This window comes from Gardnerella sp. DNF00753, assembly GCF_049244275.1.
GTDB lineage: Bacteria > Actinomycetota > Actinomycetes > Actinomycetales > Bifidobacteriaceae > Bifidobacterium > Bifidobacterium greenwoodii.
Map to the genome: position 1 here is coordinate 286248 of NZ_CP058393.1, position 21507 is coordinate 307754.

The 21507-nt window shown below is 45.9% G+C and carries 13 protein-coding genes; 10 read left to right on the plus strand and 3 right to left on the minus strand.

Annotation, left to right across the window (positions count from 1 at the left end):
• Positions 1–139 precede the first annotated feature (139 nt).
• The gene (locus tag HXT33_RS01335) at positions 140–865 is read left to right on the plus strand and encodes a Crp/Fnr family transcriptional regulator (protein WP_116794305.1); all 726 of its coding nucleotides are present in this window, start codon (positions 140–142) and stop codon (positions 863–865) included.
• Between the two features lie 36 nt (positions 866–901).
• Positions 902–3229, plus strand: a complete 2328-nt coding sequence (locus tag HXT33_RS01340; RefSeq protein ID WP_410314576.1) for a transglycosylase domain-containing protein — start codon at positions 902–904, stop codon at positions 3227–3229.
• 120 nt (positions 3230–3349) lie between these two features.
• Here the strand turns inward: HXT33_RS01340 and HXT33_RS01345 are convergent, their stop codons facing one another.
• On the minus strand, positions 3350–4504 hold the full coding sequence (locus HXT33_RS01345; RefSeq protein ID WP_421787222.1) for a quinone-dependent dihydroorotate dehydrogenase: 1155 nt from the start codon (positions 4502–4504) through the stop codon (positions 3350–3352).
• Between the two features lie 175 nt (positions 4505–4679).
• On the opposite strand from HXT33_RS01345, the gene HXT33_RS01350 reads away from it, so the two are divergent.
• Positions 4680–5537 carry a DeoR/GlpR family DNA-binding transcription regulator gene (locus HXT33_RS01350; RefSeq protein ID WP_421787224.1) on the plus strand — a complete coding sequence of 286 codons (858 nt, stop codon included), beginning with the start codon at positions 4680–4682 and terminating at the stop codon, positions 5535–5537.
• A 47-nt stretch (positions 5538–5584) separates the two neighbouring features.
• On the opposite strand, the gene HXT33_RS01355 is transcribed toward HXT33_RS01350, so the two are convergent.
• Both HXT33_RS01355 and HXT33_RS01360 read right to left on the minus strand, forming a co-directional pair.
• Positions 5585–6421 carry a peptide ABC transporter permease gene (locus tag HXT33_RS01355; protein WP_421787636.1) on the minus strand — a complete coding sequence of 279 codons (837 nt, stop codon included), beginning with the start codon at positions 6419–6421 and terminating at the stop codon, positions 5585–5587.
• A gap of 31 nt (positions 6422–6452) precedes the next feature.
• Complete coding sequence (locus HXT33_RS01360; protein ID WP_421787226.1) at positions 6453–7142, minus strand: tRNA (cytidine(34)-2'-O)-methyltransferase; 690 nt, start codon at positions 7140–7142, stop codon at positions 6453–6455.
• A gap of 675 nt (positions 7143–7817) precedes the next feature.
• Here HXT33_RS01360 and rpoB point away from each other — a divergent pair.
• The 7 genes from rpoB to HXT33_RS01395 all read left to right on the plus strand — a co-directional run bounded on the left by rpoB (position 7818) and on the right by HXT33_RS01395 (position 21241).
• The gene (gene rpoB / locus HXT33_RS01365; protein ID WP_421787638.1) at positions 7818–11366 is read left to right on the plus strand and encodes a DNA-directed RNA polymerase subunit beta; all 3549 of its coding nucleotides are present in this window, start codon (positions 7818–7820) and stop codon (positions 11364–11366) included.
• Between the two features lie 82 nt (positions 11367–11448).
• Positions 11449–15468 carry a DNA-directed RNA polymerase subunit beta' gene (locus HXT33_RS01370; RefSeq protein ID WP_421787228.1) on the plus strand — a complete coding sequence of 1340 codons (4020 nt, stop codon included), beginning with the start codon at positions 11449–11451 and terminating at the stop codon, positions 15466–15468.
• Positions 15469–16048: 580 nt separating this feature from the next.
• Complete coding sequence (locus HXT33_RS01375; RefSeq protein WP_421787230.1) at positions 16049–17131, plus strand: ORF6N domain-containing protein; 1083 nt, start codon at positions 16049–16051, stop codon at positions 17129–17131.
• A gap of 170 nt (positions 17132–17301) precedes the next feature.
• Entirely contained in the window at positions 17302–17724 is a 423-nt protein-coding gene (locus HXT33_RS01380; RefSeq protein ID WP_230453930.1) for a type II toxin-antitoxin system RelE/ParE family toxin, read from the plus strand.
• Positions 17724–18083 carry a helix-turn-helix domain-containing protein gene (locus HXT33_RS01385; protein ID WP_421787232.1) on the plus strand — a complete coding sequence of 120 codons (360 nt, stop codon included), beginning with the start codon at positions 17724–17726 and terminating at the stop codon, positions 18081–18083. The genes HXT33_RS01380 and HXT33_RS01385 overlap by 1 nt, the downstream gene beginning before the upstream one ends.
• Before the next feature lie 794 nt (positions 18084–18877).
• Positions 18878–20665: a SpaH/EbpB family LPXTG-anchored major pilin gene (locus HXT33_RS01390; protein WP_421787234.1), complete on the plus strand. Its 1788-nt coding sequence runs from the start codon at positions 18878–18880 to the stop codon at positions 20663–20665.
• 249 nt (positions 20666–20914) lie between these two features.
• Complete coding sequence (locus HXT33_RS01395) at positions 20915–21241, plus strand: hypothetical protein (RefSeq protein WP_421787236.1); 327 nt, start codon at positions 20915–20917, stop codon at positions 21239–21241.
• The last annotated feature ends 266 nt before the right edge of the window (positions 21242–21507 follow it).

Consider the following 21507-nt stretch of genomic DNA (forward strand, 5'->3'; position numbering starts at 1 on the left):
AGTTTTGGTCGCCTACGTGCCAGCATCCGTGATATTATAGTTCGAAGTGATGTTCGTTTACGCACATACGTTTACGTTCATCTGTATGCGTAGGTAACTCAAAGGCGATATATCTACTTTGCTTGAGAAGGGTAAAGCAATGGTGATAAGCAAAACTAGTGCAGTGATTACAAATAGTGATAGATTGTCGCTGCAACATACTGCATTGTTTAAGCAAGTTCCTGCGGATCAAATGAAGGAACTTTTGGTGCATCTTCAGGAGTCGATTTTTAACAAAGGTGAGTCGATTTTTAATGAGGGCGATACCGATCATAGAATGTACCTTCTTGAGCGCGGTCGCGTAAAATTAGTGCGTCATTCTAACGATAATCGTGTGCAATTGCTTAGTATTCATACTTCTGGTGAAATTTTGGGCGAAATTCCTGTTTTTGACCCAAAGGGCGGTCCTCGTACCGCTTCAGCAATCACCATTACAAGCAAAACAAAAGTTTTGTGGCTGGAAAACGATATTTTATTCGCTTGGCTAAATAATCATCCTCGAGTTGCTGTAGATATGCTGCAAGTTTTGGCTGCGAGACTGAGGGCTAATAATGAGAGAATTTCAGATTTAGTTTTTATGGATGTTCCAGCTCGTTTGGCAAAAACTCTGTTGAATTTGGCATCCAGATTTGGCGAGCCAATGAGTGACGGTTTGCTTGTGCCGCATGATTTAACTCAGGAGGAATTAGCTCAGTTGGTTGGTTCTTCTAGGGAAACTGTGAACAAAGCGCTTATGGATTTTGCAAATCGCGGGTGGATTATGCGAAAAGGACGTTCGATTATTATTTATAAGCCGGGAATGTTAATTCGAAGAGCAGGACGCTGATTATTCAAGTAGAGGCAAACCTTTAGAATAGTACGCATGCCGAAAAAGAATTCACTTACTGCTCGTCGTGTGCTAGCGCTGTTTCTTACCTACATCACTTTGTGTGTTGCGGGTGGTGTTGCTGCAAGTATTATGTTCGTTCCTGGCGTTATGAGTGTGAATAGCGTGGTGAAAACAGTTGTTCCTTCACTTCGCGTTGATGGCATTGATTTTGATGTAACTGCTTTGCCGCAAAAATCGCGACTTTATGCATCTGATGGCAAAACAATTATCGCAACATTTTATGCGCAAAATCGCACTGTTGTGCCGCTTAGACGTATTTCGCAATATATGCAGCAGGCAATGGTTGCTCGTGAAGATAGGCGATTCTTTGAGCATTCTGGCGTTGATGTTCAAGGCGTTATGCGCGCGTTTGTGAAAACATTCGTTAAAAAGTCAGATATGCAAGGCGGCTCTTCTTTAACACAGCAGTATGTGAAAAATGTGCTTATGATTAAAGCGCGCGAAAACAACGATCCTTTGGCGGAATATCACGCTTCTGAAGGTACGATTGCGCGTAAGCTTCGCGAAATGCTCATAGCAATTCAAATGGAAAAAAAGTATTCAAAACTTGAGATTTTGCAAGGCTATCTTAATATTGCGCAATTTGGTAGCAATAATATTTACGGTGTAGAAACTGCAGCCCACCGCTACTTTAATACGAGCGCTGCAAAGCTTAATCTTGTGCAGGCTGCAACTATTGCTGCAATCACAAAAAATCCTTCTCATTACGATCCGTCTATTGAAGAAAATCAGCCAGAAGCGCAAAAGCAGCGCAATATTGTGCTTGATTTAATGCTTCGTCAAGGTTTTATAAATAAAAAAGAGCATGATTCTGCCGTAGCAATCCCGCTAAAAAATACTCTTAATGTTCAGCGAGAAGTGTCTAAGATTGGTTGCCAGGCTGCAGGTGACGCTGCATTCTTCTGCGATTACGTAACCAAGCGAATTTTGCACTCTCGCGAATTTGGAAAGACGGCTGTTGCGCGAGAAAAGCTTCTTACTGAAGGTGGTCTCGATATTTACACCACTATGGATTTGCGTGCAAGTAAGGCTGCAATGAAAGCTGCTCGTGACACGATTCCAGTAAACGATAAAAGCGGTTTTGAAGTTTCGATTGCTGCTATTAAGCCTGGAACTGGTGAGGTTTTGGCCTTTGGTAGCAATCGTATTTATGACGCGTCCGACGCTGCTAGGTCTGATCCAACTCATACTGCTCTTAACTACGCTGTTGACGAGCGAGATGGCGGTGGTCTTGGCTGGCAGATTGGTTCTACTTGGAAGCCTATTAATATGGTTGCGTGGATGCTTGCTGGAAAGTCAATAAACCAGCCTCTTCGCACGACTATCCGATACAATAATTCTGATTTTAACTGCAATAAGTTCCGCGGAGTCGGCTCATGGTTTGTGCAAAACTCCGGCGGTGGAACTGTTAGCCCAGAAACGCCTTTGCAAGGTCTTGTTCGTTCTCACAATACTACGCAGGCGTCTATGGCTCAGCAAATTAAGCTGTGTTCTATTGCAGACGCGGCTAAAATTCTTGGATACCATAATTCGCCTCTTGGTCAGGAAAGCGTGTATTCGGCTAATTCTTTGAACCCGCCAATGACCATTGGTTCTGTGCAGGCTTCGCCTTTAACTGTTGCTAATGTGTATGCAACTTTGGGTGCAGATGGTGTTGCTTGCGATCCTATTGCTATTAAGCGAGTTATTGATAAGAATGGCAAGCGTTTAAGAGTTCCTAGTGCGCATTGCCATCAGGCTATTCCAAAGGGTATTGCACAAACTGCCGCATACGCACTTAATCAGGGTGTTGTTCAACCTGGTGGTGAGGCTTCAACAACTCAGCTTGACGGCGGACGTAAAACCTTCGCAAAAACTGGTACTAACGAACAGTACTACATGACCACAGCTGGATTTGTGCCGTATCAGGTGGCTTCGTTTGTGGCCGTCGGCAATGCCGAATCGCAAAAAAGCTTTAACGGCATGACTATTAACGGCCGCACAATGGCAGCTTGGTATGGTATGTATATTGCAACGCCTGCCTGGAAGCAGTTTATGAACGACTATTTGAAGGCTGCTAATATTCCTGTTGATAACGATTACGGAAAGCCTGATCCAAAGTACACTGCCGGAGCTTCCTCAACGCACGACTCGCTTTATAAGAAGCCTGCCCAAACTGAGCAGGAAAAGCGAGATGAAGACGCTCGTCGTCAGGCCGCTAGAGAACAGCAGGAAGAGGCTAATAATCAGCAGCAGACGCAGGATCAGTATGGAACTGCTCGTCGCGATGATTACAACACTTCCACAGGAGATGCGTATTAAGTTTTAGATGATTAAAACAGCGCAAGCGGCATAAACTACTCAACGCTGCGCTGTTTTGGTCAAAATCGCGCAAAAAAACGGCATAAACTACTCGCGACTGGGTAGTTTATGCCGTCACTTTTAGTCTAAATCTGCTCCAACAGCGTCGGAAACATGTTCGAATCCGTCTCGCTTCAAAAGATCCGCAAGTCCGCGCTTTAATGTCGTAATCTGCTGCGGTCCTCTGTACATAAGAGACGTAATAAACATAACCAAATCCGCACCAGAGCGAATCTTCTCGTACGCTTGCTTTGGTGTAAAGACGCCACCAATTCCAGCAATAGCAAAACGATTACCAAAAGCCTTACGCGTGCGACGAATAAGTTCGTTGCTTGCCTGGTAGGTAGGGCCTCCAGAAAGTGCACCTTGCCAATCTGCTGGAACGTCAAGTCCGGAGCGGTTCTTCTGCAAGTTCGAAATACTTACGCCATCAACCTTATGTTCGGCAAGAACATCTAAAAGCGACTTAAACTGCTCCCATCCTCCCGGCAAGTTAAGCGGCATTTTAACAAGCGTTGGCTGAGGTCGCTTAATAGTATCAAGATCGCTAAAAAGTTTATCCAGTGCTTCTGGCTCTCTAAAAGGTTCACCTACGCGAGTATTTGGGCAGGAAATATTCACCTCAATAATCGAGCTACGTCCAGCCGCGCGCTCCATAGAAATGTGATAATCTTCAATGCCTTCGTTTAAGTCGCCAACTAAATCGTCGTTTGTGCGAGCAATTGAAATAGACATATTCATTGATTTAGCTTTAGTCCACGCTTTTTCTGCACGTGCAACAACCGCTTCGCTGCCGTCGTTTGCCAAACCTGCGTGCACCAAAATAGAGTCGTATTGCGGAAGACGATGATACCAAGGCTTCTGATTTCCTTCGCAAGGACGGCTTGTAGTTGAGCCAACTGTTTCAAAACCAAAGCCGGCATTGTCTAGCACGGTTGCCATTTGGCAGTTTTTATCTAATCCAGCGCTTAAGCCGAACGGGTTCGCAAAATCCAATCCCATAACATTAGTTTCAAGAACCGGATCCGTGTAGTTAAGCATTGTTCGAAGAAGCCACATAAGACCCGGCGTATTTTCGCTGAATTTGCAGAAGTCAATCATGCGTTCGTGAGCTTCGTCAGGCGGAATGTTGAACACAAAATGTGGTTTTATTACATGCTTGTAGGAGAAAGTGAACAAATCAGTCGTGGCTTTATTGACGACATTGTGCAATGAATTTTCAGAAACGTAATGCATATCTATATATTAAGGCATTATTTGTGCGTTTACCACCCTAATGCGCGTTCGTTTTTGTGCGATTTATTACAAAAATAAGATTTGAATGCGGGTAAATGTGCGTTCTTTTCGTTTTTACGCCCCAAAACGCTCAATTGCGTTTGTTTTTTGCGTATACTTGTGCGATAATGTTCGTATGATTTCTTCGCAGCGTCAACATTTGATTTTAAGCCGTCTTCGTACGCGCGGTGCAGTTCGTATTACCGCGCTATCTAAAGAGCTGAATGTTTCTGCAATGACAGTTCGCAGGGATATTGCCGAGCTTTCCGATCGAGGGCTTTTGAAGCGAGTTCACGGCGGCGCTGTAACTACTAACACTTTGCTTTCTGAACCACTGTTTTCTGTGAAATCGCAGATGGATATTGGTTTGAAGGATGCTATTGCTCGCTTGGCTGTGGACTATGTTTCTCCGGGGGATGTTATTGCTATTGGCGGTGGCACAACGGCTTACGTGTTTGCGCAGCATTTGCTGGAGTCGCGTAGGGCTTCTGGAATTACGATTTTGACTAATTCGATTCCTGTTGCCGAGCTTGTGCAGGCGTTGGAGTCGAAGGATGTTGAGGTTATTGTAACCGGTGGCGTGATTACGCGCTCCAACTCGCTGGTTGGTCCTATTGCAGATAAAGTTGTGGCTTCGCTTCGAGTGAATACTGTGTTTCTTGGAACGCATTCTGTGTCTCTTCCTCGAGGATTCCTTATGCCTAACTCTTTGGAAGCGGCTACGGATATGGCTTTAATGGATATTGCTGACCGCACGATTATTTTGACGGATCACACTAAATGGAGCTGCACGTCGCTTTCGCTGTTTGCTCGTTTTGATCAGGTTGATACTGTTATTACTGACGATGGTTTGGATGCAGATTCGCAGCTTCGCACGCGAGAGCTTGTTAAGGATTTGGTTTTGGCTCCTGTTTGTGACGATCGTGAAATTCTTAATTCCGCTTCAGATGCTGCGGATTTTGATTTAGCGCATAATTCTGTGGACGAAAACTGACACGAAGCTTTAGAGAAGTTTTGCGTGAAGCTGTAATACGCTTTTACTTATCGCACGTTTACAAAAAGCGGTTCGCTATGCAATCCTGCAACGCGCTTATGCTCAACTCTAAGAACATAAGTTCCGCGATCTACCTTCGGCAAATCCTCGTCCGCAGTGCAGCCTTTTCCTGCATTCGTGTTGGTATTCCAGGTAATCTTCTTTTCAAAATGATCGCCCTTAGCCATAAGAAGCGGTTTTAAAGCAGTATCGCAAGTGTCTGAACGCCACACTGCGTTAGATAAGTAGTTGCTGCTATTTGCGTCTTTAGAGTCTTTTGCATCTTTAGTATTTTGGCCGTTTTTTACTTCTTTGCTATCTTTGTTACCTTTACCATCTTTACTATCTTTTGCGTCATCATTCGACCTACTAACAGCATCGCTACTGTTTACAGACAGCACAGAATTCATGTCGGAAGCATCAATAAGACACGAAGTATTTCCTTCATATACAAAACGCTCAGTAATCTCAACGCTACCGCCCATCGGAACGTTTTGAGATTTCACAGAAAGCTCAATATTAATATCGCGCGCAGTGCATCGGGGAGTGAGTCCAACCGGTCGCGGCTCAGGCACGGATTTTCTAGAAACATCAACTTCATGCCCTGCAATCGCACCGCCAACTGCAGCAAGTCCCTTACCTAAGCTAATAACGCAAAATATTGCCAGCGACACAATCAAAAAAAGCACTACACACACAAAAACGCGTCTGCGAAAATACATTTTTTGCTGCGACGTGCTCATTTTTTTGCCGGATTTACGCAATTTACTGCGATTAAATATGGCGCTCGCTTTGCGCTGCACCTGTCGCTTTATTTTGCGCTGTATTCCGGATGGTGTGAACATACTATCCATTGTAATGCATAGTTTGATGTGCTTACTTGCCGCCGGCGAAACCGAGCTGTCTCCACGCTTCGTACACTGCAATAGAAGCGCAATTTGTAAGATTTAAGCTACGAAGCGAAGGTCGCATTGGAAGACGAACCTGCTCTGCCACATGCGGGCCTGCCATAACATCCATCGGATCCGGAATATCTCCAGGTTCTGGACCAAAAAGCAGAATATCGTTCGGTTTATATTCAATTTCAGTGTAAAGTTTCGTAGCATTTGCGGTAAAAGCAATAATTCGCGAATTAGGCATCGACTCAACTAAATTCTCAAAATTCGGATGCAAAACAACGTGAGCCATATCGTGATAGTCCAAGCCTGCGCGACGCAATTTAGTATCGTGCAAATTAAAACCAAGCGGTTCAACCAAGTGCAAAATAGTGCCAGTTACAGCGCAAAGACGAATTGCGGAACCGGTATTTCCTGGAATACGAGGGGAGTAGAAGCAAAGATGAGGCGTGTGCGTTTCTGCTCGCGCGGCATCGTCGGCGCTGAGCATGGCGTCCATAACGCTAATTGGATTTCCATGAGCGTCGGTTACAAGCTCGTCAGGGCCATAGTTTGACTTGCGGTAGCCGTACTCGTACATTTGCTCTACGCGACTTGCGGCGGCTTTGTGCGCGTCGGCTTGCTCTTCGGCTTTTGCCGCTGCTTCTTGCGTATTCTCGCTGTTATCCATTCTATTCCTTAGCTTTTAAGTATTCCTTACGTAACTTCGTAATCGTAACGTATTTAGTTTACTCGCAACTTGTATCGTTTGCCGTTGCGCGGGTTTTGTGTAATCCTACTTAATGTTGCGCGAGTTTTAGGGGATTTCTCTCCTCGCACGTCCCGTCCTTCGGGCGCTCTGGCTGTTAAAGACGTTTAGTGTGTTCGCCTTTCTTAAAGAATGTAGCTTCTCAGTCCTCTTTTAGTGCTCGTAAAGAAATCCCCCAAACTCTGCATACTAATTCGTTAATAACCATGCCAATCGCAGAGATTTTTCGATTTTTCTTCTTCGCTCGACGAATCAGCAGCCTTCGGCTCTGACGTTCGCCTCGCTCAGTGCGAAAAATCTCAAATCTCACCACACGAATATTCGTTCCACTGAAGTAGAGAATATTAAGCATCCAAAAAATTGCAAGCGCTAGAGCAGACTTTTTTATTAATAAGGAAGTCTGGAGCTTTCGCTAGAATAGACAGTCTGTGTAAGGTGTGTCATATAGCGGGCATGCTCATGGAACCGAAGAAGGCGCTCGCGAATCACAATATGCTTAAATAAGCACATCATTTGCCGCGATTTTCTTCAGTTTTCAAAGATTAAATAGTTAACTAGCGAGTGATAAAGGAACGTCCATTGGCTGCTGAACAAGCTATGACGAGCACCACGAAAGTCATCGCACGTGCTGACGAGCATGATATTAAACTGCACAAAGCGTCAGATCGTGTGAATTTTGGCTCCATTTGTGAGCCTATTGATGTGCCATACCTCCTCGGCGTGCAAACCGACAGCTTTGATTGGTTGATCGGCTCTGAACGCTGGAAGAAGCGCGTTGCCGAAGACGAGGCAAACGGAACTCACACCGTGCCTCATGTTTCCGGTCTTGACGAAGTCTTCCAGGAGATTTCCCCAATCGAGAATTTTGCTGAGACAATGAGCCTCACATTCTCCGACCCATACTTTGAAGAACCACGCCACACTGTGCTTGAGTGCAAGGAAAAGGATTACACCTATTCCGCTCCACTTTATGTGAACGCTGAGTTTGAAAACGGCGAAACTGGCGAAATTAAGAGCCAGACTGTTTTCATGGGTGATTTCCCACTTCAAACTCCACACGGTACTTTTATTATTGGTGGCACCGAGCGAGTAATCGTTTCGCAGCTTGTGCGCTCTCCAGGCGTGTATTTTGATCGCACGCAGGATCGCACTTCCGACAAGGATGTTTTCGGCGCGAAGATTATTCCAAGCCGCGGCGCGTGGTTGGAATTTGAGATCGACAAGCGTGACGTTTTAGGCGTTCGCGTTGACCGCAAGCGTAAGCAGTCTGCAATCGTATTCCTTATGGCTATTGGCATGACCAAGCCGGAAATTGCCGAAGCTTTCAAGGGTTATCCACTTGTTTTGGATGCTCTCGAAAAGGAATCAATCGATACTCAAGAAGACGCACTTACCGACTTGTACCGTAAGATTCGCCCAGCCGACACTGCAACTCCAGAAGCCGGCCGCAATCTTCTCGACTCCTTCTACTTCAACACAAAGCGTTACGATTTGGCTCGAGTTGGTCGTTACAAGATCAACCGCAAGCTCGGTCTCGAAGCAGACTACAGCGATCGCAGCTTGAACCGTGAAGATATTATCGCCACTATCAAGTATTTGGTAACCTTACACGCAGGCGAGAAAACCTTCCAAGGTAAGCGCGACGGTCAAGACGTGCAGGTGCGTGTTGACGTTGACGATATTGATCATTTTGGAAACCGTCGTATTCGCCAGGTTGGCGAGCTTGTGCAGAATCAGCTTCGTACCGGCTTAAGCCGCATGGAGCGTGTTGTGCGCGAACGTATGACAACTCAGGACGCAGAAGCAATTACTCCTCAGTCCTTGATTAACATTCGTCCAGTAAACGCAACTATTAAGGAATTCTTCGGAACTTCCCAGCTCAGCCAGTTTATGGATCAGAACAATCCATTGGCAGGCGTTACTAACAAGCGTCGTCTTTCCGCACTCGGCCCTGGTGGTCTTTCTCGCGATCGCGCTTCCATGGAAGTTCGAGACGTGCACCCATCCCACTTCGGACGTATGTGCCCAATCGAATCCCCAGAAGGTCCAAACATCGGTCTTATCGGTTCTTTGGCAACCTTCGGACGAATCAACCCATTCGGCTTCATTGAAACCCCATACCGCAAGGTTGTTAACGGTCACGTAACTAACGAAGTCGAATACATGACTGCAGACCGCGAAGCCGAGCACGTTATTGCTCAGGCAAACCAGGAACTCGACGAAAACGGCAACTTCGTTGGCACTCAAGCACTTGCTCGTGTGGACGAAGAAGAAGCAGTCGATGTGCCTGTTAGCACTGTAGACTACATGGATGTTTCCCCACGTCAGATGGTTTCCCTCGGCGCTTCCTTGATTCCATTCTTGGAGCACGACGAAGGCCACCGTGCATTGATGGGTACGAACATGCAGCGTCAGGCTGTGCCGCTTATTAAGTCCGAGCGCCCACTTGTTGGTACCGGCTCCGAATGGCGTGCAGCAGTTGATTCTGGCGACGTAATCTTGGCAGAAAAGCCGGGTGTTGTAACATACGTTTCTGCAGATATTATTCGCGTTATGAACGACGATGGAACTCAGTCCAGCTACAAGCTTTCAAAGTTCCAGCGTTCTAACCAGACTACTTGCTACAACCAGGTGCCACTTATTAAAGATGGCGAACGCGTTGAAGCTGGTACTGTTTTGGCAGACGGTCCTGCAACCGATAAGGGCGAACTTGCATTGGGTAAGAATTTGCTCGTTGCGTTCATGCCTTGGAATGGTTACAACTACGAGGATGCTGTGATTATTTCCCAGCGTCTTGTGCAGGACGATACGCTTTCTTCTATTCATATTGAAGAGTACGAAATCGACGCTCGCGAAACCAAGCTTGGTTCCGAAGAGATTACTCGCGATTTGCCAAACGTTGGCGAAGATGCGATTGCAAATCTCGACGAGCGCGGCATTATTCGCATCGGCGCTGAAGTTGAAGCCGGCGATATTTTGGTTGGTAAGGTAACCCCTAAGGGCGAAACCGAGCTTACTCCAGAAGAGCGTTTGCTTCGTGCAATCTTCGGCGAAAAGAGCCGCGAAGTGCGTGATACTTCTTTGCGCGTTCCACACGGTGAAACCGGTACTGTGATTGCAGTTAAGGAAATCACTCGCGAAGACGCTGAAGACGACGGCGACGAGCTTCCAAACGGCGTGAACCAAATGATTCGCGTTTACATCGCTCAGCATCGTAAGATTACTCAGGGCGATAAGCTTTCCGGCCGCCACGGCAACAAGGGTGTTATTTCCCGCATTTTGCCAGAAGAAGATATGCCATTCTTGGCTGATGGTACTCCTGTTGACATTATGCTTAACCCGTTGGGTGTGCCTTCTCGAATGAACTTGGGCCAGGTGCTCGAGCTTCACTTGGGTTGGATTGCTCACGCTGGCTGGGATATTAACTTGGATCCAGACCTTGAGGCTGCTTGGAAGAAGTACGTGCCGCAGGGCGCTGAGCATGGCGATCCATGCACTCCAGTTGCAACCCCAGTATTCGACGGCGTTCGCCCAGAAACTTTGAAGGGTTTGCTTTCTACAACTCTTGCAAATCGCGATGGCGAAAAGCTTGTTGGTTCAGACGGTAAGGCAACTTTGTTCGACGGTCGCACTGGCGAGCCATTCCCGAAGCCAATTTCTGTGGGCTACATGTACATTTTGAAGCTGCATCACTTGGTTGATGATAAGATTCACGCACGTTCCACTGGTCCTTACTCCATGATTACCCAGCAGCCGTTGGGTGGTAAGGCTCAGTTCGGCGGCCAGCGCTTCGGCGAAATGGAAGTGTGGGCGCTCGAGGCTTACGGCGCTGCTTACACATTGCACGAAATGATGACCACGAAGTCTGATGACGTCGACGGCCGCGTGCGCGTGTATGGCGCTATTGTTAAGGGCGATAACCTCCCACCAGCAGGCATTCCTGAATCCTTCAAGGTGTTGCTTAAGGAAATGCAGTCGCTTTCCCTTAATGTTGAGGTGTTGAACGCTGAAGGCGTTGCAATCGACATGAAGGATGAAGAGGACGACCCAGTTTCATCTTCCGACGATCTTGGCTTCAATATTGGCGCTCGACCAGATTCGTCCGCCAAGGAAGATCAGATTGCTGTTGAACCTGAATACCAGTGATTCGGTAACTGATTCAGTAACGAACACACTTTAAGAAATTAAGAAACATTAGAAAACAATTTCATGAGACAGGACGATAAGAGTGCTGGACGTCAACGCATTTGACAAACTGAGGATTGGACTGGCCACCGCCGAAGATATCCGTAGCTGGAGCCACGGCGAAGTAAAGAAGCCAGAAACCATTAATTACCGTACCCTAAAGCCAGAGAAGGACGGTCTGTTCGGTGAGCAGATCTTCGGTCCAACTCGCGACTGGGAGTGCGCGTGCGGCAAGTATAAGCGCGTGCGCTTTAAGGGAATCGTGTGCGAGCGATGCGGCGTGGAAGTTACCCGCAGCCGCGTTCGCCGCGAACGCATGGGTCATATTGAGCTTGCAGCTCCGGTAACGCACATTTGGTTCTTCAAGGGTGTGCCAAGCCGTTTGGGCTACTTGCTCGACATTGCACCTAAGGATCTTGAAAAAGTAATCTACTTCGCAGCCTACATGGTTACGAAAGTCGACGAAGAACAGCGTCATCAAGATCTTCCAGATTTGCAAGACGAATTCGATACCGAAATCGCCAACTTGCGCAAGCGTCGCGATAACGAAATCGAAGCTCGCGCTAAGAAGGTTGAAGAAGACTTGCACGAGCTGGAAGAATCTGGAGACGGTAAGGGTGCTGCAAAATCTAAGTTGCGCGCTAGTGCAGAACGCGAAATGTCTGCTATTCGTACTCGCTACGACGAGCAGATTCAGCGTTTGAACGCAGTGTTCGACCGTTTCAAGGGCTTGCGTGCCGGCGATATGGAAGGCGACGTTGACTTGTGGCGCGAGATGGAAGATCGCTACGGCGACTACTTCGAAGGCTGCATGGGTGCTGAAGCTATTAAGAAGCGTTTGCAGGACTTCGATTTGAAGTCTGCCGCAGAAGAGCTTCGCGCAGAAATCGACAACGGAACCGGTCAGCGCAAGGCTCGCGCTTTGAAGCGACTGAAAGTTGTAAACGCATTCTTGACTACTGGAAACAAGCCAGAAGCTATGGTTTTGGACGTAATTCCAGTAATCCCACCAGATTTGCGACCAATGGTTCAGCTCGATGGTGGTCGTTTTGCAACTTCCGATTTGAACGATTTGTACCGTCGCGTAATCAACCGTAACAACCGTTTGAAGCGACTTATTGAGCTCGGCGCTCCTGAAATCATGCTTAATAACGAAAAGCGCATGCTTCAGGAAGCAGTCGACTCGCTCTTCGACAACGGTCGCCGCGGACGCCCAGTAACCGGCGCATCCAACCGACCATTAAAGTCGCTTTCCGACATGCTTAAGGGTAAGCAAGGCCGATTCCGCCAGAACTTGCTCGGTAAGCGTGTTGATTACTCCGGTCGTTCCGTAATCGTCGTTGGCCCAAGCCTTCGCATGCATCAGTGCGGTTTGCCAAAGCCAATGGCATTGGAGCTTTTCAAGCCATTCGTTATTAAGCGTTTGGTAGATCAGGGCTTCGCTCAGAATATGAAGAGCGCAAAGCGTTTGGTAGACCGCGGTGACTCCGAAGTTTGGGGCGTGCTCGAGGAAGTTATTTCCGAGCATCCTGTGCTTCTTAACCGCGCACCTACACTTCACCGCTTGGGTATTCAGGCATTCGAGCCAATTTTGGTTGAAGGTAAAGCAATCCACCTGCCACCACTTGCCTGCGCAGCATTCAACGCAGACTTCGATGGTGACCAGATGGCAGTGCATCTTCCGCTTTCTGCCGAAGCTCAAGCTGAAGCTCGTACTTTGATGATGGCTTCCGACAATATTTTGAAGCCAGCAGACGGCCACACCGTTACAATGCCATCTCAGGATATGATTCTGGGTCTTTACTACTTGTCTACCGTAATTGATGGAGCCAAGGGTCAAGGCCGAGTCTTCTCCTCGCTTGCTGAAGCTGAAATGGCTCTCGACAAGCATGAGATTGACATGCAAGCTAAGGTGCTGATTCGCGTTCCTTCAGACTTCGTTTTGCCAAGGAATTGGGAGCCTTCCGAGCTTAAGGTTGTTGATCCTGAGCCAGGCAGCCCAGACGTTGTGCGCGAAGAGCGTTTTAAGGACGGAACTGTACTGTTTGCAACTTCTTGCGGACGTATTTTGTTCAACGGAACTTTGCCGGTTGACTATCCGTTCGTAAACGAGCAGGTGCCAAAGGGCGTACTTTCTAAGATCGTCGACGAAATCGCAACCCGCTATTCTACAGCGCAAGTTGCAGCAACACTCGACGCTTTGAAGGATCTCGGCTTTACTCGCGCTCCTTGGTCTGGCGTAACAATGGCATTCTCCGACATTGTGCTTCCTCCAAATCGCGAGCAAATCGCGCAAGATTACGAGGATCAGGCTGCAAAAATCAACTCCCAGTACGATATGGGTCTTCTTACCGACGAAGAGCGTCGTCAAGAGTTGATCAACTTGTGGACTGAATGCACCGACAAGGTTGCAGACGCAATGCGCGAAAACTTCCACGACGACAACAACGTGAACATCATGGTTCAGTCAGGCGCACGTGGTAACTGGATGCAGATTCGCCAGATTGCTGGTATGCGAGGCCTCGTGGCAAACCCTAAGGGCGAGATTATTCCTCGACCTGTTAAGTCAAACTACCGCGACGGCTTGTCTGTGTTGGAGTACTTCATCTCCCAGCACGGCGCTCGTAAGGGCCTGGCAGATACCGCACTTCGTACGGCAGAATCTGGCTACTTGACTCGTCGTCTTGTGGACGTTTCGCAGGAAGTAATCGTTCGCGAAGAAGATTGCGGCACTAAGCGCGGTCTTATGATGAAGATTGCTGATCGCGACGAAAACGGCAATTTGACGCTTGTTAAGGCTGCTGATGGCGGTCCATACTCGCGCTTGCTTGCTGCAGATGTTCTCGATCCTGCTGACGGCACTACAGTTTTGGCAAAGTGCGGAGATGCGCTTTCTATGGACGTTTTGCGCGATTTGGTTGCGCACGGCGTTGAGGAAGTTAAGGCGCGTTCTGTGCTTACTTGCGAATCTAAGCGCGGCGTTTGCGCAAAGTGCTACGGCTGGTCCTTGGCTACGAGCCGACTCGTGGATGTTGGCGAGGCCGTTGGTATTGTGGCAGCACAGTCCATTGGTGAGCCTGGTACGCAGCTTACGCTTCGTTCCTTCCACTCCGGTGGTGTTGCTTCGGCTTCCGATATTACGCAGGGTCTTCCTCGTGTTACGGAGCTTTTTGAGGCTCGTACTCCTAAGGGCGAGGCTCCAATTGCTGAGTTCCCAGGCGTTGTGAAGGTTGAGGATACCGATCACGGCCGTCAGGTGACTTTGACTCCAGACGACACTACGGTTGAGCCAATCGTTTACCCTGTGACGCGTCGTGCGCCAATGCTGGTAAAGGATGGCGAGCATGTTGACGTTGGTACGCAGCTGATTGAGGGTTCTGTGGATCCTAAGAAGATTTTGCGAATCCTTGGTCCGCGCGCAGCTCAGGTGAATATTGTGGAAGAGGTTCACAACGTTTACCGTTCTCAGGGCGTTGATATTCACGACAAGCACATTGAAGTTATTGTGCACCAGATGCTTCGCCGTATTACGGTGATTGATTCTGGCGACACTGAGCTTCTTCCGGGCGAGCTTGTGGATCAGGCAAAGTTCCGTGAGGCAAACTTGGCTGCCGTTAAGAACGGTGGCAAGCCTGCTGCCGGCCGACCAGAGCTTATGGGTATTACCAAGGCTTCTTTGGCTACGGATTCTTGGCTTTCTGCCGCATCCTTCCAGGAGACTACGCGCGTGCTTACCGAGGCCGCCTTGAGCCAGAAGGAAGATGACCTTAAGGGCTTGAAGGAGAACGTTATTATCGGTAAGCTCATCCCAGCTGGTACCGGTTTGGCGCGTTACCGCAACGCTAACGTGGAGCCGGATCCTCAGGTGCGCGACTCCATTTACCCTAACTTCGGTTTGGGTGGGGCTGACGGCACGCCATCGAACTTCGGTGAAAGCGATATGGCGGATGTTGACTTCTCCAACATTGATTTTGGCGATATGAAGCTCGGCGACGACTTTAACCCGGATGATTTCCTTGACGACCAGGGTGGTCAGGGTGATTACGGCGACGAAGCTGAGTGATTGCGATAATCTGATATAAAAATGGGGCTTCAAGCTTGCGGGCTTGAAGCTCCTTTTTTGTTGCTGGACATATTGCGTTCTGCGTGCGTGTCTCATTTTGCTTGTTTTGGGACACTGGCGCAGTCGGTGTTCTGCGCGAGTGTCTGATTTTGCTTGTTTTGGGACACTGGTGCAGTCGTCGCTCTGCGAGAGTGTCTCTGGTTGCTTGTTTTGGGACACTCATGCAGTCAGTGTTCTGCATTAGTGTCCCTTGCGTAGTATTCGTAATCTTACGTAACTACTTATTTACGTGCGCTCAATACCTTTTATCCACAATGCGTTAATCTGATTGCGAAATTATTGTCAAGTCGAATAACCTCAGTCGTATGATTGCAGCAAATACTAGTACTATCATCATGGTTTCAAGCGCTGAACAAGAGCATCGATGCATCATACCTATTAATTCAGCTCAAAGACTAATAAATCTACGCACGATGTTGTTTATTTGTTACTGGCGCAGTTGATTTAAAAAAGTTACGCAGTAAAAGTTACGCAGTGCGTGGCGGATTGGAAAAGATATTTAGATAATGTTGGGGGCATTATGGCAGAAGAGAATAAAGAGATTGTTGTAATAGATGGAACTACGCTTAAAAGTAAGATTCACTATATAAGAAATCAAAAAGTTATGCTTGATTCGGATTTAGCTGAAATTTATGGTTATGAGACAAAAATGTTTAATAGACAGGTCAAAAGGAATATTGAAAAATTTGATGACGATTTTATGTTCCAATTAACCGATGAGGAAGTATCTGAACTTTCAAGGTACCATTTTGGCACCTTGAACGATGGGCAAGTATCTGAACTTTCAAGGTCGCATTTTGCGACCTTGAACAAAGCGCAAGGTAGAGGCAGTAATATTAAATACAAGCCCTACGCCTTTACAGAACAGGGAATCTATATGCTTATAACCGTATTAAGGGGAGAGCTGGCAGTTAAGCAAAGTAAGGCTTTAATACGAATGTTTAAGCAGATGAAAGATTTCATTATTGAAAATAGAGACTTTCTTAGCTCAAAAGAAATGGCGCAACTGTTATTGCAAACAAGTCAAAATACAAATTACATAATGCAGCATTCAAAAGAAATAGCAAATATAAATGATAAAATTAGCACCTTTGCAACAAAAGAAGATCTGAAAAAGGTAATGGATAATTTTATAGATAGTAACACCTACAAGCATTTTCTTTTGCTGAATGGAGATAAGATAGAAGCAGATGTTGCCTATACAAAAATATATAAGTCAGCAAAGAAAAGCATCTATGTTATAGATAATTATATAGGGCTTAAAACATTGGAACTCTTAAGGGCTGCAAGAGATAACATGCAAATCATAGTTTTTAGCGATAATGTAAGAAATAAAGATATGCTTACGAAAAATATTTTAGATGATTTTAGAAAAGACTATCCTAATATAGATTTGAATTTGAAGATAGCTGATAAAAAATACCATGATAGATATATTGCAATAGACTTTGGGGCAGAAAATGAGGCCTTTTATCTTTGTGGAGCATCATCAAAGGATGCAGGAAATAAAATATCAAGTATTACCAGGATAGAAGAATCGTCGAAGGATATGTATCATACAATGTTTGCTGGAATGTTAAACAATAAGAATTTGAAAATTTAATACACAGAGAACAAAGTAGATAGTTGTATGAGCTTTAAGCAAGACGGTAGAAATAAAAATCTATCGTCTTTTTAATTACTGCAAATTAGAGAACGCGTGTGTTCTGCGTTAGTGGCTGATTTTGGTTGTTTTGGGACATGCGTGCAGATTGGCGACTGCGTTAGTAACGTATGGTTGCTTGTTTTGACAAGATGTATACAAGAGATTATGCTATATATAACATAAAACAGGGGGTTGGGGAATTGTTTGATGTGATTTTTTACAGTGATAAGGATGGTGATAAGCCAGTACGTGAGTTTATTAAAAGTTTAGATGTTAAGTTGCGAGCAAAGGTGGTTTCGGATTTGCGTCGTTTGGAGATGTTAGGAAGCGACGCAAGAGAGCCGCTTAGTAAGCATGTTGGCAACCATATTTTTGAGCTTCGCACTATTTTAGGTAGCAACATAGTGCGTATTTTATACTTTTTTGATGCTAATAAAATTATTGTTGCCACCAATGGGTTTGTTAAAAAGCAGCAGAAAACTCCGCGTAGTGAAATATTGGTAGCTATGCAGAGAAGGGCTGAATATTTTAATAGAAAGATGGGCTTGTGATGGAAAAGCAAGAGTTGCAGGGAATGCAAGTGGGGCAGGGAACGAGTGCAGTACAGGAAACGCGAATGAATGATTTGCATGAACTCACGGACGAGCTTATGAAGGATCCCGAGTTCAAGAAAGAGTATGATGCGCTTCAGCCGGAAAGAGATTTGACTATGTCGCTTGTTATGGCTAGAAAAAAGGCTGGTTTGACTCAGGCTGAGCTGTCGGAGAAGACGGGTATAAGTCAGTCGGATATTAGCAGGTTGGAAAATGGTTCGAGGAATCCGACTATTGCTCTTTTGAATCGTATTGCAAGTGCTTTGAACGCGACTTGCAGGATTGAGTTTGTGCCGAATGTGCGACAATCTGCTTGAGTGCTGCGATTTAGCGCTCAACTTGCCTTGTACTTTCCAAACGAACTTGTTGGAAATTCTGACAGGTTGACTTTTCGTTAGGAATATAAAGAAAGCACAATCGTGTGCGCGCTTGCGCGTAAAGCCCACTGGGCTTTACACAATATGCAAGCGCTATCGCATTGGGTCGCTTTTCGCGCTACGCTTAAGCGAAAAGCGAGTCAATTGTATTTGTATCTTATTGGATTATTGCTCGGCAGATTACGCTTTCTTAAGAAATAAAGAAAGCGTAATCGTGTGCGCTCCGACGCTGAAAGCACACTGTGCTTTCAACATTGAGTCGTCGCTACCGCATCGATTTGCTTTTTCACGCTACGCTTTGAGTGAAAAAGCAAGGCGATGCGACACGCCGTATTTTATTTTTTAGAAAAAAATAAAAACGCGCAAAAAGCGACTGAGCTAGTAATTTGACACCTCCAAACCCATTGATTTTTAACAATTTTTGTACCGGGGGGGGGGGTAGATGCTCAGAAATATAAACATTTGACTATGTTATACTTCACGTTATTTTTCGTCTGATTATCAGTTATTATTGTATTTACTCATGGTTGAGCGTTATCGCACAATTGCGAAAAATAGCTGAATGATGAAGGTTGAAGTTGTATTCTGCATTCGCATCGTGTGTTTACAGTCGTGCGTCTGTGTCGATGCAGTTGTTACAACATTATAATCTTTTTTGTTTGGTCTACGAACAGCCTTTTTGAGTCTAAATAAAGAGGATAAGACGATTAATTGATTTATTGAAGAGAGGGAATATGCGTCTAAAGACTTCAAAGTTAAAACGCGCTGTTGCCGTATTAGCCGCGACCTGCACACTCGGAACGTGCTGTGTTGCAGGCTCTATTGCCTGGGCTGCTGGTGAGCAGAGTACTCCTGCTGAAGGTGAAAACACTGCGAATATTAAATCTGGTCAGGCTACTTCTATTACCATTTACAAGTATGAAGGTCCTGAGAGTCAGACTAAGAATAATGGTAAAGAACAGACTATTCCAGCTACACAAAAACCAATTTCAGGCGTGAAGTTCAAGCTCACTCGTGTTGTTAAAAATGATGATACTGACATTGATTTGTCACAGTCGTCAGGCTGGGAAGCAATTAAAAATCTTAATGTTGAGAATAAGACTGCTGCTCAGGCTTTAAAAGATGCTAACTTGAAGGCTTCTACCACTGCGGCTGATATTAAAGAACAAGCAACTTGTGCTACAAGTGATCAAGGCTGCACTAAGGAAGGTTCTACAACATTCAATCTTGGTACTACGTACGGCTTGTACCTGGTAGAAGAAGACTTGGCTAATAGCAAACCTATGAGAGATGGAAAACCTGTTAGCGTTACTAAGCAAGTTAACCCATTCCTTGTAACGGTTCCTCTTCCAAATACCAAGGATCATGATTGGATTTACAAGTTAAATATTTATCCAAAGAATGACGTGTCCACCAATAGGGTTACGAAGAAAGCTCAGGCTGCTCCAAATCAGCCGTTCATCGATGGCACTAAGACAACGATGGGCTGGGATATTTCCATTCCACTTACTGCTCTTAAACCAGGTGAGACTAAATACTCCAATGTTTCCTTCACTGATCCAATTAACACAGACTTCTTGAACTATAGCAGTGTTAAGGATGTGAAGCTTACTGATAAAGATGGGAATAATGCTGAACCGCTAGATACAAGCATGTATGAAGTTAAAGCATATTCTGATACAAAGGCAACTCCAACTGAGGTTACTGATTTATCCATTGCTGACAAGCTCAAGACTGTTAAGTGGATTCGCGTTAAGCTCATTGGTGAAGGTTTGACTAAGGCTACTGCAAAAGTTGGTGGCAAACTTATAGCAACAGTTGTAACAACAGTTATTGCTCCTGGACAAATTAAGAACTTTATAAACACTGATGTAGATGGCATAACAACTGGCGAAGGAGATAAAACTCCATGCGTTCCAACTAAGGATCAGCCATGCGAAACTCCAGGTAATCCTACTCACGAAGGTGAAGACACCACTAATTTCGCTACTCTAAACATCAATAAGATTGGTTTGAGTGATGGTGAGAATAAAGATGGAAAGCCTTTGAAGGATGCAGTGTTCCAGGTTTATGAAGCTGCTGAAGGAAAGCAACTAAGTGATCTTAATGGTAAGAAAGTTTCTGAAGTAAATACTGCTGATGCCAAGGGCTTAATAGACGATAGTGGCAAAGTTCGCACAATGGCTGCAACCGATGATAAAGGTAAGGCTTCTGATTCCTTCTTCGTTGGTAATAATTCTAAAACTTCACACGTTTATTGCGCAGTTGAAACTAAGGCTCCAGATGGATTTGAACTTGATGACAAGCTTCATTGTGTGAATCTCACTGCTGGTGTTGAAGATTCAGCTAACACATTGAAGATCAACAACAAGAAGTCTACTGCTGTTGACAAAATCCTCGGCGCGCTGCCTATGACCGGTGCTCGCGGATTGGTGATTTTGACGCTTTGCGGCATTGTTGGCATCGCTGGCACGCTCTTCTACGTTGTGATGAAGCGTCGCAAGGAGCAGGAACAGGAGTAAAACTCAATCGGCTGGCTGAGTAACTTAGTTGGCTGTGTGGCTTGAACAATTGTTCAGCTGATTTGCTCTGCCGGTTGCACAGTTTGGTTTTGAAACAAGCTATGCAACCGGTTTGAGCGGATTAGTTGTGCAGTTATTCAGTTGTGTGGATATTCGTGTGGTGAGATTTGAGGTTTTCGCACTGAATAAGGGATGCTCGCGCGCTTTGAACGAGCTTGAAATCAATGGGATTTCAAGCTCGGTCAAAGCATGATTTGGAATGTAAAGCACACCATGCTTCACATGCTAAATCAGCCGAACGGCTATGCTGCGGATTATGCGCGAAAGCAGGTCGGAGCTCAAACGCCGAAAATCTCCGTCAAATGTTTCCGAACAACGCAAAAACGACAACAATCGCCGGATATTTCTCAGCAAATGTTTCCGAAGCTTTGCAGTTTTGCTCTGCTGAAGTTGCTTCTGAAGCTTTGCATCATTGCTTTGCAGGCGCTGATTCCTGTTGATCAAGCGGACACTAGCATTTATGCTGCTGCACACACCACACCAAGCACACAAACCACGCACCCACCCGCAGCTTAGTTGCGCAACTTTAGTTGCACTTAGTAAGCCGCGCACTTTCGTAACAAACTTAACGAGTCTATGAGTTTTGTGTTGTTGTTTAGTATGTTGAGAGGCTGGAAAAATTGTGTTCAGCAATAAAAGAGGACTGAGAAAGCTACGTTCTTTTAAGAACAAAGCAGACAGTAAATCCTTTAACAGCCAAAGCGACGAAGGACGGGAACTTGCGCAAACACAAATTTTCCAGCCTCGTCAAGCTCAAAGAACAAGAACATCAGTCAAAACTC